At 37.1% G+C, this 13185-nt stretch carries 14 protein-coding genes; 9 read left to right on the top strand and 5 right to left on the bottom strand.

What is annotated here, in order from left to right:
* Window positions 1–285 precede the first annotated feature (285 nt).
* On the top strand, window positions 286–2655 hold the full coding sequence (locus ACY9Z2_RS09455) for a penicillin acylase family protein (protein ID WP_463609480.1): 2370 nt from the start codon (window positions 286–288) through the stop codon (window positions 2653–2655).
* 33 nt (window positions 2656–2688) lie between these two features.
* Here the strand turns inward: ACY9Z2_RS09455 and ACY9Z2_RS09450 are convergent, their stop codons facing one another.
* Together ACY9Z2_RS09450 and ACY9Z2_RS09445 are read right to left on the bottom strand one after the other, a co-directional pair.
* Window positions 2689–3114 carry an NUDIX hydrolase gene (locus ACY9Z2_RS09450; protein WP_463609387.1) on the bottom strand — a complete coding sequence of 142 codons (426 nt, stop codon included), beginning with the start codon at window positions 3112–3114 and terminating at the stop codon, window positions 2689–2691.
* Window positions 3115–3479: 365 nt separating this feature from the next.
* On the bottom strand, window positions 3480–3836 hold the full coding sequence (locus ACY9Z2_RS09445; RefSeq protein WP_463609386.1) for a DUF805 domain-containing protein: 357 nt from the start codon (window positions 3834–3836) through the stop codon (window positions 3480–3482).
* Between the two features lie 429 nt (window positions 3837–4265).
* Here ACY9Z2_RS09445 and qoxA point away from each other — a divergent pair, with 429 nt between their 5' ends.
* From qoxA to ACY9Z2_RS09420, 5 genes are read left to right on the top strand one after another with little or no spacing between them, the layout of a single operon-like run.
* Window positions 4266–5201: a cytochrome aa3 quinol oxidase subunit II gene (gene qoxA / locus ACY9Z2_RS09440; protein ID WP_463609385.1), complete on the top strand. Its 936-nt coding sequence runs from the start codon at window positions 4266–4268 to the stop codon at window positions 5199–5201.
* Window positions 5202–5220: 19 nt separating this feature from the next.
* Window positions 5221–7161, top strand: coding sequence for a cytochrome aa3 quinol oxidase subunit I (gene qoxB, locus ACY9Z2_RS09435; RefSeq protein WP_463609384.1), 1941 nt, complete (start codon window positions 5221–5223; stop codon window positions 7159–7161).
* Window positions 7161–7766, top strand: coding sequence for a cytochrome aa3 quinol oxidase subunit III (gene qoxC / locus ACY9Z2_RS09430; RefSeq protein WP_463609383.1), 606 nt, complete (start codon window positions 7161–7163; stop codon window positions 7764–7766). The genes qoxB and qoxC overlap by 1 nt, the downstream gene beginning before the upstream one ends.
* Before the next feature lies 1 nt (window position 7767).
* On the top strand, window positions 7768–8148 hold the full coding sequence (gene qoxD / locus ACY9Z2_RS09425; RefSeq protein WP_463609382.1) for a cytochrome aa3 quinol oxidase subunit IV: 381 nt from the start codon (window positions 7768–7770) through the stop codon (window positions 8146–8148).
* Window positions 8149–8167: 19 nt separating this feature from the next.
* The gene (locus ACY9Z2_RS09420) at window positions 8168–8383 is read left to right on the top strand and encodes a cytochrome C oxidase subunit IV family protein (RefSeq protein WP_463609381.1); all 216 of its coding nucleotides are present in this window, start codon (window positions 8168–8170) and stop codon (window positions 8381–8383) included.
* 45 nt (window positions 8384–8428) lie between these two features.
* Here the strand turns inward: ACY9Z2_RS09420 and ACY9Z2_RS09415 are convergent, their stop codons facing one another.
* A complete protein-coding gene (locus ACY9Z2_RS09415) occupies window positions 8429–8701 on the bottom strand; it encodes a spore morphogenesis/germination protein YwcE (protein WP_463609380.1) in 273 nt (90 codons plus the stop codon).
* 260 nt (window positions 8702–8961) lie between these two features.
* Here ACY9Z2_RS09415 and ACY9Z2_RS09410 point away from each other — a divergent pair, with 260 nt between their 5' ends.
* The 3 genes from ACY9Z2_RS09410 to ACY9Z2_RS09400 all read left to right on the top strand — a co-directional run bounded on the left by ACY9Z2_RS09410 (window position 8962) and on the right by ACY9Z2_RS09400 (window position 11628).
* Complete coding sequence (locus tag ACY9Z2_RS09410) at window positions 8962–10179, top strand: dicarboxylate/amino acid:cation symporter (RefSeq protein WP_463609379.1); 1218 nt, start codon at window positions 8962–8964, stop codon at window positions 10177–10179.
* A 258-nt stretch (window positions 10180–10437) separates the two neighbouring features.
* Entirely contained in the window at window positions 10438–11463 is a 1026-nt protein-coding gene (locus ACY9Z2_RS09405; protein ID WP_463609378.1) for an AimR family lysis-lysogeny pheromone receptor, read from the top strand.
* Between the two features lie 36 nt (window positions 11464–11499).
* Window positions 11500–11628: a hypothetical protein gene (locus ACY9Z2_RS09400; protein ID WP_463609377.1), complete on the top strand. Its 129-nt coding sequence runs from the start codon at window positions 11500–11502 to the stop codon at window positions 11626–11628.
* Between the two features lie 222 nt (window positions 11629–11850).
* On the opposite strand, the gene ACY9Z2_RS09395 is transcribed toward ACY9Z2_RS09400, so the two are convergent.
* The gene (locus ACY9Z2_RS09395; RefSeq protein WP_463609376.1) at window positions 11851–12813 is read right to left on the bottom strand and encodes a hypothetical protein; all 963 of its coding nucleotides are present in this window, start codon (window positions 12811–12813) and stop codon (window positions 11851–11853) included.
* 139 nt (window positions 12814–12952) lie between these two features.
* A complete protein-coding gene (sspO, locus tag ACY9Z2_RS09390; protein ID WP_463609375.1) occupies window positions 12953–13108 on the bottom strand; it encodes a small acid-soluble spore protein SspO in 156 nt (51 codons plus the stop codon).
* Window positions 13109–13185: the final 77 nt, after the last annotated feature.

Raw genomic sequence — 13185 nt, 5'->3', positions numbered from 1 at the left:
CGAAAAAAGTACAATAAATACAATTCCCACCCCTATCAGCATATCCATAATAAATTCCATCATAAACCCCTTTCTAGCAAAATATGTCTATTTGTGTAAAACCTCGCGATCCTTAGCAATTCCCGCTTCTTTCATTTTTCGAAATATGCTCCAATCACCTATTTATCTATATTTTATCATATTGAACATTGAAATTATTGATTCGCATTTTTAAAAGGAATTCTAAGAACCTATGTGGAATAATAACTATACAGAAAGATAACAAGGGGGATAAATGAATTGCAAATGGAAGAGGTTGTTGTTGAGCCACAAAGGAAAAAACGTAATAAAAAGAAGATATTACTTATTGTACTTGGAGTATTGATAATAATTGGTATATTAGTAGTTGTTTTTGCAAACGCCTACATAAATAAATCGCTCGCACAGGTGGAAGGTGAAATACAGATACCCGCACTTAAAGAGGAAGTAACCGTTATCACCGACAAAAATGGTGTACCAAATATCACGGCGCAAAATGCCCATGATCTATACATGGCACAGGGTTATATCCAAGCTCAAAGCCGGATGTTCCAGATGGAAATGTCACGTCGGCAAGCTTCAGGCACACTTAGCGAGGTAGTTGGAGAGGCAGCAATTAACCATGATAAATATTTTCGTACGCTTGGCCTAAGGCGCGCAGCTGAAGCTTCATATGAAATATATTCCGATGATGCAAAACAAGTATTACAGTGGTTTGCGGATGGTGTAAATGCATATATTGCTCAAGCCAAAGAAAATAATAGCTTGCCAATTGAATTTACCTTAATGGGCTCTACACCAGCAAAATGGACACCAATTGACTCGCTAACTATAGGAAAATACATGGCATTTGATTTGGGTGGTCATTGGGAACGTCAAGCATTTAATTACTATGTTCTGAACAATTTCGAGCAAGAAAAAGCGTATGAATTATTCCCAAGTTACCCCGATAACAAACCAACCATTATTAGTGAAGATGAAGTAGACGTCGCCGCAAGTTTTGATAAAGCTATTATCCCACATACGTTTAATGGCAGTAACAACTGGGTTGTTAGTGGAGAAAAATCAAAATCAGGCATGCCACTTCTTGCAAATGATCCACATCTCGGGCTTGCTACCCCATCAATTTGGTATCAGATGCAACTAGAAACACCAGAAATGAATGTAAGTGGCGTTATTTTTGCCGGGGTCCCTGGAATAATTCTCGGGCACAACGAATCTATTGCATGGGGTGTCACGAATACTGGTCCTGATGTCCAACAGCTATACTTAGAAAAAAGAAACCCTGATAACAAATATGAATTTTTATATGAGGGCGAATGGGAACAGGCGACCGTGATTAACGAACCAATCGAAGTAAAAGATGGAGAAACGATAGATTATCAGGTTGTGGAAACACGACACGGACCAATTATTTCTGATTTTGCAAATGAAAAGATGAAGGATACTGTCATGTCTTTGAGGTGGACCGCACTAGAACCTACGACCGAGCTGGAAGCAATTTTAGAAATCAATCGTGCCTCTAACTGGAATGAATTTGAGAAAGGATTGGAAAAATTCCTCTCACCTGCTCAAAATTTTGTATTCGCATCAAAAGATGGAACGATTGCATATAAGGCAAATGGTAATATCCCCATTTATGAAAATGGAGATGATGCATTACTACCACTTGAAGGCTGGGAAGAGGAAAATGATTGGAAAGGCTACATTCCATTCGATGAATTACCAACTGTTATTAATCCGGAAAAGGGATTTATAGCGACGGCGAATAATAAAATTATTGGTGATGCGTACCCATATCACATAAGCAATGTGTGGGCACAACCTTATCGATATGAACGGATTGCTGAGGTCTTATCTGCTGGAGATGATTTCACAGTTGAGCATATGCAGAAGTTACAAATGGATCAAACTAACCTTCAGGCAAGGGAGTTTGTTCCCCTATTTATCGAACAACTAAGTAGCACGAAACTATCACCTGAAGAAGAGAAAGCTTTAAAACTCCTTTCAAATTGGGATTATGTAGATGACGTAAACGCTCCACAACCGTTGATTTTTCATCACTGGTTAGATGAGATTGAAACGATATTATACAAGGATGAAATCCCTAAAGATGTGATGGACTTATTTGGAAGCCGTGGCCAAACAACCGATGAAATACTACGAAAAGGAAATGATTCAATTTGGATTCAGGAAAATGGGGGTTTTGAAAAAGTACTGCAAACCGCATTAAAAAATACCCTAAATCATCTAACCGAAGAATTCGGAAACGATTTAGCAAGTTGGCAATGGGGAGATTACCACAGAGTTCAATTTTATCATCCATTATCAGATATTAGCCCTATTCTAGCATTCTTTTTCAACAAAGAAGATCCAATTCCTGTAGGAGGAAGTGGCGTTACCCCTATGGCGGCAAGCTATGACTCCAATACTGGCATTGTTGACCATGGTGCATCTTGGCGATTTGTTGTAGATACAAATGATTTAGGAACCGGTTACCATATAGTAGGACCAGGTCAGGCAGGTCATTTCAAAAGTCAATGGTATCACGACCAAATGAATGATTGGGTTGAAGGCAACTATCACGCAACCAGAATGAATCAAACAAACGGATTTAAACTACTATTGAAACCATAAGTAAAGACCCTGCCAAATAGCAGGGTCTTTCCATTATATAAGTTTTCCAGTCAATACAACGCTTGACTTAGTCCACGAGGGGATACTATCACATTCTTGTATTTTTTTATACGTCATCCATTTAATCTCTTCAATTTCATCGGGACTTTTAATATAAGGTTTACCAGTAAAACGTGTACAGAGAAATACCACATTTAATACTTGCACATCACCAGTCATAAAAGTTGTGCTATGAACATACCTTAAATCCCCTTCTAATGTAAGCCCAATTTCCTCGAAAACTTCTCGCTTGAGATTATTCTCCAAGACATTAAGTTCACTTTCTTGAAAATCAACCTTTCCACCGACCAACGAATATAGTCCACCAGCATGTTCCTCTTTTTCCGATCGCTTTATGAGCAGAAATTGATCATTTGTATGTATTGCCGCTTCGACGTTTACGATAAAATTATTTGACATGTTTATTCCCCCTCGATTTTACAAATTATTATTTTATCTTACATAACTTTTTTCTTGTATAAACTGAGAACTAATCCACTTGGAATAGTTCTATCAGTAGCGGACTCAGAAGTCGTTATTTTTGCTTTTAGCTCCTGTTTTATGGGCTAAGTGGACTCAGGATGCGTTATTTAGATAAAAACAGGATGAAATCAGGCTCTTTTCATTAAATAGCGTACCCTGAGTCCACGACAGACACATTCGCCCCAATTTTGCTCGAATAAGGAATCTAGTGTCCGCTTTAGTGTCAATCTTCGAGTAACCGTACTTCCTTAACTGCCAATAGCATGAGAGCACATTCAATCATGAAGGTAGCCCCTAACTCTTTAGTAACTATACTTAGGATTCTCACCATACTCGTTCATATCTTCTTCACTATCTAAGCAAGTAAATATAAGTAAAACAATCGCTCCAATAATCGGAATAAGCGCAATCAATATCCAGGCGCCGGTTCTCCCTGTATCATGCAACCGACGAAAAGTAACAGCGAGTGATGGTAAAAAAATAAATAATGAATAAAGTCCTGATAGGATAGAAAACATCATCAATTCCGTATAATATTCTAAAAACATTAAAAACAATGAAATAATAAAGTTAACCAAGGTAAACATCCAATATTCTTTCCGTCTTGCTCTCCCACTGAAACCAACGTAGTTTTTGATAACCTTCATATACCAATCCATATGTATTGTCACCTCCCATTTTCCGACAAACTAAATTGTAGCATAAAATTCACTTCAGTTATTTGTTAATAGCGATAGCCTTAGTTTCATTTGTATTGATAAATTCAGGGCAACGAAAATGTTAACTCAATAAGTTCTAATAATTGTTTAGAAAGGCGTATAAACAGGAAATAAAATAGGAAGTACTAGTAAAGTTATGGAGAATTAGAATAAAAACATATCCATAAACACTGCAAACATTCACAAAATTACACTGATTCCAAAGCTTCAGGCTGAATTCTAGAACATTATGTATCAAAAAATCTACAAAAAAGTGAACATTTGATTTTACTATCGCAAGTTCCTCTACTTACCTATTTCCATTTGTTATACTTATCACAAACAATTTAGTTTGATTTTTACTATTGCTAAACGGTGGGAGTGTTCCGCATGAATCGTAAAAAACGTCAGAGTAAAAAATGGTTTACCTTTTTGCTCTTAGGTCTTGTTTTTCTGCTAAGTGGTTGCGATCAAATGGTGGTATTTGATCCTAAGGGGCCAGTGGCAGAAACTCAAAAAGACCTTATTTTATATTCCCTTTTATATATGGCAGGGATTATTATAGTGGTTTATGTGGCGTTTACGGTTATCGTTATTAAATATCGTGATCGTCCAAATCGAAAAAAAGAAAGCTATAAACCAGACCTTCATGGTAATAAAGCAATTGAAGCAGTTTGGATTATTATTCCTTTAATCATTGTGACACTATTGTCGATACCGACAGTTCAGGCATTATATGATTTAGAAAAGCCTCCAGAGTCTTCCAGTGACAAGGAACCGTTAGTCGTATATGCGACAACGGCCAACTGGAAATGGTTTTTTAGCTACCCAGAACAAGGGATTGAAACGGTCAATTATTTGCATATCCCTACTGACCGTGCAATCGAATTTCGCTTATCTTCAGCTGGATCAATGACAGCTCTTTGGATTCCAGCTCTTGGAGGGCAAAAGTATAATATGGCTGGTATGCAAACAAAGCTATACCTTCAAGCGGATGAAGCTGGTGTTTATGATGGTCGTAATTCAAATTTTAATGGCGAGGCATTTACGGAGCATACCTTCAAAGTATATGCCGAGAGTCAAAGTGAATTTAATGACTGGGTAAGTGAGAAACAACAAGAAGCACCGAAACTTACGCAGGAAAAATATAATGAACTATTAGCGCCAGGATTAGTTGACCGAATGACATTCTCATCAACACATTTACAATGGGTGAATCACGGCACAATAGCAGGTATGGATTATTACATTAAACGCTATGGGGATGCCTATGAGGAACCAATGCATTTAGAAAATAACGGTCAACAAGACAATAAGGAACATTAAATCGAAAGTAGGTGTAATTATGGAATGGGATGAATTTTTTGTCACAGGAGAACCGTTGATTTATGGTGGTATGGTTGCAATCGGACTTGTATCATCTGCAATCATCTTCATCCTTACCTATTTCAAAAAGTGGAATTGGTTATGGCGCGAATGGTTGACTACTGTTGACCATAAAAAAATTGGAATAATGTATATTCTAAGTGCGCTTGCAATGTTATTTCGAGGTGGTATGGACGCGCTCATGATGCGTGTACAGCTTGCCTTTCCAGATATGAACTTTTTAAATGCCCAGCATTACAATGAAATTTTTACTACACATGGTACTGTAATGATTATCTTTATGGCTATGCCTTTTCTTATTGGGCTTATGAACATTATTGTTCCATTGCAAATTGGAGCTCGTGACTTTGCATTTCCTTTTGTCAATGCGCTAAGTTTCTGGTCCTTCTTCTTTGGTGCAATGTTATTTAACATTTCATTTGTAATCGGAGGATCTCCAGATGCAGGCTGGACTAGTTACACACCACTTGCTGGTGCAGCAATGAGTCCTGGTCCTGGACAAAACTTTTACCTAATGGGGCTGCAATTAGCCGGGATTGGTACTTTGGCAACAGGTATTAATCTAATGGTTACGATATTAAAAATGCGTGCACCAGGTATGAAATTGTTTCAAATGCCAATTTTTACTTGGTCGACATTAGTTACTTGTTTCATTATTGTTTTTGCCTTTCCTATCTTGACAGTAGCATTAGCATTAATGACGATTGACCGTATTTTTGGATCCCAGTTCTTTACGCTTACTGGTGAAGGATTACCAATGATGTGGGCAAACCTATTTTGGATGTGGGGACACCCCGAAGTATACATTGTTATCTTACCAGCATTCGGTATTTTCTCAGAAGTAATAGCAACCTTTGCAAAAAAACGTTTATTCGGATACAACGCGATGGTATGGTCAATCATTATCATCGCTGGACTAAGCTTTCTAGTTTGGGTGCACCACTTCTTTACAATGGGTGCAGGTGCATTTGTTAACTCGGTATTCTCGATTTCAACAATGCTTATCGCAGTACCGACTGGGGTTAAAATATTCAACTGGCTCGGTACACTTTACAAATCGCGAATTGAATTTTCAACGGCGATGCTTTGGTCACTTGCCTTTATACCAAGCTTCGTAATTGGTGGTGTTACTGGTGTTATGCTCGGTATGGCTGCAGCAGACTTCCAGTTCCATAATTCCTACTTCTTAGTAGCCCACTTCCATTACGTATTAATTGCTGGTACTGTATTCGCGTGTTTTGCCGGACTCATTTATTGGTATCCAAAAATGTTCGGCCATAAATTAAACGAACGACTTGGAAAATGGAGTTTCTGGTTCTTCCTTATCGGTTTCCATGTCTGCTTCTTCCCACAATACTTTATTGGGTTAGACGGAATGCCGAGAAGAATATTCTATATTGCACCAGAATGGTTTACGCTTAACTTTATATCAACAATTGGTGCATTTGGTATGGGACTAGGCTTTGCGATTTTTGTTTATAACATTTATTACAGCTTCCGTAATAGTGAACGCGAAAAAACTGGAGATGCTTGGGGACTTGGCAGAACATTAGAATGGGCAACACCGACTCCTGTTCCCCATTACAATTTTGCAACGTTGCCAGATAACCTTGGGTATGATCCACTGTTGAAAATGAAAGAAACTGGAGAAAAAACTTTTGATGAGAAAAAACTAGAGCCGATTCATATGCCAAGTAATTCTGGTAAACCATTCATCATGATGGGAATCTTGTTCTTTGCTAGCTTTGCACTTGTATTTGAATGGATTACACTAGCTGTAATTGGATTAATTGGTGCTATTATCATGATGGGAGTTCGATCATTTGACTATGATGATGGCTATCACGTAGAAGTAGATGAAATTAAGCAGATTGAGCGCTCAGCAAGGGGGTTAAAATAATGAGTGAACAAGTAGCTAACACCGGACCAATGGAGTATCGCACAGAAAATGGTAGGTTAAGTATTCTTGGATTCTGGATATTCCTTGCTGCTGAAGTCGCATTGTTTTCAACACTTTTTGCCACTTATGCTGTATTGTTCGGCCGGACGGCAGAAGCACCTTTACCAAGTGAATTATTTGAGCCAACTGGCACACTTATTATGACGTTTCTTCTACTGACAAGTAGTTTTACATGTGGGATTGCGATTCACCAGATGCGAAGAGGATCCAAAAAAGGATTAATCACGTGGCTTGTTATCACGTTAGCACTTGGTCTAGGGTTCCTCGGCTTTGAAATCTATGAATTTATCCATTACACACATGAAGGTGCAACCATTCAATCTAGTGCATTCTGGTCAGCCTTTTTCATTCTTGCTGGAACGCACGGATTACACGTAACGCTCGGGATAGGCTGGGCAATTATGATAATAATCCAGCTTTTCCAGCGCGGTATTACACCAATTACCAGCCGTAAGGTATTCATAGTCGGTCTTTATTGGCACTTTTTAGACGTTGTATGGATTTTTATCTTTACAGGTGTCTATTTAATCGGGATGGTGGTTTAATATGGCAGAACAATCAAAAAAAATCCCAGTTAATCATATCGTAGGTTTTGTATTCTCACTTTTATTGACCGTTCTTGCAGCATGGGCAGCATTAAAATCTGATTTACCCACTACTTGGGTAATAATTGCAATTATGGTACTTGCAGTTATTCAAGCTGGAATTCAGTTATTCATGTTCATGCATATGACGGAATTTGCTAGCGGTGGTGGTCATGTGCCATGGAATATGATGTTTCACGGATTTGTAATGGCATCAATTATAGTTGCTGGTTCACTTTTCACGATGTCATTTGGTCATGACCACGATCAGCATGGTGATAATAAAGAACAACCAAAACAGGAACAGCATCAAGAGCATATGGATCATATGGAACATGAATAATAATAGGTAGGTGCCGAAATTGGAACTGAACAAACACGTAAACGATCAACAAGAATACGGGTTACAGTGGAAGCCTATGATAGGGTTCATCCTCTGCATTCTTTTAACTGCTTTCTCTCTTTGGGGAGCATTATATTCTGGTTACTCTGCAAAAGGGCTATTCATGCTCCTTTCCGTTGTAGCCTTTATCCAAGCAGTGATACAATTATTTCAAACACAATCGAAACAATCATAAATAAAAACACCCCTCATTCATTTTGATATGAGGGGTGTTTTCTTATTAATAATTTTCTTTATATGAAGATACCGGTCGTTTCACCATATGAATGATAAACATTACCCAAGCCACTTCCGCAATGATTAGACTTAAATAATACATCGTCCAAGTTAACGAAAAAGCAGCTGGTGCAGTTTGGAACATTACCTCAAGGAAATATAACCACATGCCTACAAGTAAAACGCTTTGCACGATAGCAAATACTTTCTTCCTTAAATAAATGAATAGGAATGGGGTAAGTGTTGCCAATAACATAAACATCACTGCAATACCCATTTGAATCATCTCCTGAATTGTTTAATATAAACTAACTTAAGTCAATTGACAGCTAACTTCTTTCTTGTAAACGGTTTCTATATATAGTATAACAAATTATTCTCAAAAATGACACAAAAAATTCATGATTTGTCCATTAGTTAGTCAAAAGTTTATCTTCATAAATTTTATTTTCCACATTCTACTAGTTCTTAAACATATTTAAAATGCATACCTATTGTAAAGAATGCATGTCTTGATCAATCGAAGGAGGTGAAATAATGAAGAAGATTGGATTACTTAGCCAGGTATTGATTGCTTTTGTAATCGCTATCATTGCTGGTATTATTTTTGGACCGAGCATAGACGTGGTACAGCCATTAGGTGATCTTTTTTTACGACTCATTCAATTTATTATTGTTCCGTTGATTACCTCTTCTCTCATTGTAGGTGTTGCTAGTACTGGTAACATGAAAACACTTGGAAGAATTGGTGGAAAGACAATCGTTTATTATTTAGTAACAACGTTCATAGCAGTTAGCATCGGTTTAATTGCTGCATTTGTATTCACTCCGGGAGCAGGTGTCGATATTTCTACTACTGGAGAAGTACCGCAAGCTACTGAAACCGGTGGTGTTATTAACGTTTTGTTAAATATTATTCCTACCAATCCTATTGAAAGTCTATCCACAGGAAATATTCTGCAAATCATTTTCTTTTCTCTTTTTCTTGGTGTAGGAATTACGATGGTAGGAGAAAAAGCACAACCCGTCTATCGCTTTTTTGATGGATTGGCTGAAGTCATGTATAAAATTACGTGGGTTATCATGAAGTTAATTCCAATTGGGGTCTTCGGTTTATTAGCACCAATTATTGGAGAGTATGGTGCGTCAGTATTACTTCCTTTGATTAAGCTTGTATCCGTAGTTGCCGTCGCCTGTATTTTCCATGCAATTATCACCTATTCTATTGCTGTAAAAACACTAGGAAATATGAATCCAATTCAATTTTTCAAAGGAATTGCTCCAGCAAGCCTCGTAGCATTTAGCACACAAAGTAGTTCAGGAACACTTCCTGTCACTATAAAATGTTCAGAGGATAACTTAGGTGTATCGAAACGAATTTCCAGCTTCGTTTTACCACTTGGTGCCACCATCAACATGGATGGTACGTCACTTTATTTAAGTGTCGCTACTATATTTACCGCTCAAGCATATGGAATTGATTTATCATTTACTCAAATCCTGTTGATTGTATTAATTGCAACGTTGGGTTCTATCGGTGCTGCCGGTGTACCAGGAGCAGGATTAGTTATGCTTACCCTGATCTTGACTACAATGAACCTGCCACTTGAAGCAATCGCATTAATTGCAGGTGTTGACCGTTTCATGGATATGTTCCGAACGTCTGTAAATATTACTGGTGACGCTTCAGGTGCTGTGATTATAAATAAATCTGAAGAAAATGATGGATCGAAACATGAACCTGTAGCCAACTAATGATTGTAGGCGCATTAACCAAGATGCGCCTTCATTTCATTTTATATCCCTCATGTACTCCTTTTTTTGCACACCTACCCCAAAACAATTCGACAAATTTTATAATGTTGCATCACAAAAATAGATAATATGCACTATAAAATACTTGACAACCTGTCTGAATTGATAGAATTTTGTCGAAACTTCAGGTATAAGTCCCTATTTGAATTGTTATTAATTGTGCTATTATGTAGAAAAGGTAAGGTTAGGAGCTAAAAGATGACTACTGACTCAGTTACAGAATCTGTACTTGACATCTCTCAAGATAATAATCTATCACTGAATCACGTTATTTCAATCTTATCGATGAAACACGATGAACCAATAGTGCTTGACTTAGTTCGACAATTTTGTTTACAAAGCAACAAAGATGAAATTATGAAAACGGGTATGGAATTTTTGTACATGAATGGTTGCTACGATGACCTGCAGCAACTGATCAACAAGAATGAAAAGTCAACTCGTACGAACGTTCAGTGGGCTGCCGTCTACCAGCTATTGTTAGATCGTAAATTTAACCGTTTTCCCCCACCAGTGCTCTTACGCAATGCAACTTCTCTTCCAGGTGACGAGCCAGAAATTAAATGTTTACTTGAATTTGTAAAAATTTCAATTCATTATGACATGCATAATTTTGGCGAATTAGGCGATTTCTTAGATACCCAACAACATCTATTCGCTGAAGTAACCGATCCTTTTCTTCTATCCTTTTTTAACATTCGACTATGCGAAATTTTATTTACTTATTACTGGGTGCGTAACGAGCTTATTATGGCTCGAAAATATGCTTTTCGTGTATTAAACCTAACGCAGAATCCACGAACAAAAGTAGCAATGAACGTTAATTTGGCATTAACCTATACATTTGACACCTATGAACAGGGAATGCACCACTTGCAAGAAGCTTTAGTAATTGCTAAAAAACATAGATTAGTCGAGATAATACAAATCATCCAGAACCTTAATATCCCATTCTTATCAGCTTTTCATCAAAGAATAGAAGGAATCACAACCTCAGACCCAAGCGAACAAGCCCATATTGAGATAGTTAAAGGCAATCTTAAAAAAGCAGAAGCTATCTTGCGAAAATTACCATTAAACTCGCCTTTTGAACTTTATTATTTAGGTCTTGCTACACATAATAAGGATTTATTACACCAATCGTATACATTTTTTGTATCCAAACGAAGTGATCACTTTTTTTGCAGATTACCTATGTTAGCTCTACAGAATATGGGTGCATAATAGCATTCATTTACATACTTGAAGGGAGGTGAGAACATGAAAAAGAAAATCGGAATGTTTTTCTCAGTACTAGCTATTGCAGCATTCTTTATTAGCGCTCCAGTAAGTGCATCAACACAAGGTCCAGACTTCTATAATGATCCTGGGTATGGTGATATCGATTAATATGCTAGGTTCGTTATATGAAAAAGCTTTCAATTAAGTACGTAAAAAAGAAGCCTACACAATCAGTGAGTAATACTGGTAAGAGCTGGTTGTGTAGGTTTCTTTTATTTTATACTATTTTCACTGTTTTGATAAGAAAAACATTTCGTCATATTTAGACAGAATATTTTTCTATGAATATTAACGGTTATACGTAATGCTTTTTTTGGAATATAATTACGTTTACTTTAATTTATTTAAGAAAATTGCCTTTTTTTCATCTCCCCACATTTCGATTAAAGCACCTTCCATTTTTTCACCCATTTTGCCGTAATGCTTCCAAACGTTTGGCCAACTATATTCACTTGGCTCAAATTTTACCCGTACAGTATAGTTTGATAAGTCTCCGTTTTCAGCAGGATTTTCTACTTTAAAATGATATGATCCGTCAGGGTTTACTTGTGCTTTATCACCAGAACCAGAAAGTCCTCCCTCTGGAGTAAGAATCGATAATGCTAATTCACTTCCTTCTATAAGATTACTTTTCCCTTCAATGTTTACAAATTCTTTATCGTACTTTACATCTGCTTCGATTCGAATATTCATATCGCCATAATCATCTGGTTTTTTCCAATCTGGGGAGGGAATTTCTTTTATCGTTGCTTCCCCTTCTTTTTTTGGTAGTAAAAACGTCACACTTGCCTCCTTGTTAACCTTTTCATCCGATATACTATATAAACGAACAAAAGGACCTATTAAGTTCTCTCCACCTTCCCCATACAGCTCTATTACCGATTCATTTGTTTGCTCCTCTGCACGGAATCGAATTTTTAATTCCAATCCACCAGCATATTCCTCTGGGATCCCGGTCTCAAACTTGAATGAACCATCATCTTGAACATCAGCTGTTCCTGATACACCGATAAACGAAGAATGACCAATTGGACGTGGTATGAAGGAAATATGTGACTTTTCTGGAGGTAAGCTAGTTTCTCCAGTGATCGTTAATTGATTATTTTCATAAACAGCTTTACCAGAGAACGTTACCTTTAACGGATCCTTCTTATCCTCATTTTCTTCGACATTTTCAGCTGTGTTGGTATCTTTTTCACCTTTGTCTGAACTAGAATCGCTCGTTGCCGACTTATCACTACAGCCGATTAATACAAAACCGAACAAAACTAACATTACAAATACTTTACGCATATTCTCTCTCCTCACTTACTTTCTCTCCGTTTAGATTGTAACATAAGACGGGAGATATATTCTGACAATAATGGAATTATTTTCTTATAAATACATAATAAAGACCATAACTGATTTAGCTATGGTCTGGAATACTTGTTTATTGTCGCTTCTTCGTCTTTCTGTTATTGAATTTTTCCTCTGGGGTAAGTGGTTCGTTGGCAAATTCATGGTCGTATTGCCTGGTTAATTTTTTCCGGACTGCCTGTTCATCGCTGAATCCATTTCTTGCTTTTTTCCTATCGTTTTTGCTCATTTATTACACCTCCATATATCTAGTTTGTCTGAACTATTTGTTAAATATGTAAAATGGTATTTCAATCAAAATAGATG

This window comes from Virgibacillus sp. GM2-2 (assembly GCF_055329585.1).
The sequence above is the reverse complement of the archived record's forward strand: the minus strand, read 5'-3'. Positions and strand labels throughout refer to the sequence as shown.

What these genes read in the sequence shown, in the direction of transcription:
- ACY9Z2_RS09395 (WP_463609376.1), bottom strand. Translation starts at nt 12,813, where the DNA reads ATGCGTAAAGTATTTGTAATGTTAGTTTTGTTCGGTTTTGTATTAATC.
- qoxB (WP_463609384.1), top strand. Translation starts at nt 5,221, where the DNA reads ATGGAATGGGATGAATTTTTTGTCACAGGAGAACCGTTGATTTATGGT.
- ACY9Z2_RS09415 (WP_463609380.1), bottom strand. Translation starts at nt 8,701, where the DNA reads ATGGGTATTGCAGTGATGTTTATGTTATTGGCAACACTTACCCCATTC.
- qoxD (WP_463609382.1), top strand. Translation starts at nt 7,768, where the DNA reads ATGGCAGAACAATCAAAAAAAATCCCAGTTAATCATATCGTAGGTTTT.
- ACY9Z2_RS09410 (WP_463609379.1), top strand. Translation starts at nt 8,962, where the DNA reads ATGAAGAAGATTGGATTACTTAGCCAGGTATTGATTGCTTTTGTAATC.
- ACY9Z2_RS09445 (WP_463609386.1), bottom strand. Translation starts at nt 3,836, where the DNA reads ATGGATTGGTATATGAAGGTTATCAAAAACTACGTTGGTTTCAGTGGG.
- sspO (WP_463609375.1), bottom strand. Translation starts at nt 13,108, where the DNA reads ATGAGCAAAAACGATAGGAAAAAAGCAAGAAATGGATTCAGCGATGAA.
- ACY9Z2_RS09400 (WP_463609377.1), top strand. Translation starts at nt 11,500, where the DNA reads ATGAAAAAGAAAATCGGAATGTTTTTCTCAGTACTAGCTATTGCAGCA.
- qoxC (WP_463609383.1), top strand. Translation starts at nt 7,161, where the DNA reads ATGAGTGAACAAGTAGCTAACACCGGACCAATGGAGTATCGCACAGAA.
- qoxA (WP_463609385.1), top strand. Translation starts at nt 4,266, where the DNA reads ATGAATCGTAAAAAACGTCAGAGTAAAAAATGGTTTACCTTTTTGCTC.
- ACY9Z2_RS09450 (WP_463609387.1), bottom strand. Translation starts at nt 3,114, where the DNA reads ATGTCAAATAATTTTATCGTAAACGTCGAAGCGGCAATACATACAAAT.
- ACY9Z2_RS09405 (WP_463609378.1), top strand. Translation starts at nt 10,438, where the DNA reads ATGACTACTGACTCAGTTACAGAATCTGTACTTGACATCTCTCAAGAT.
- ACY9Z2_RS09455 (WP_463609480.1), top strand. Translation starts at nt 286, where the DNA reads ATGGAAGAGGTTGTTGTTGAGCCACAAAGGAAAAAACGTAATAAAAAG.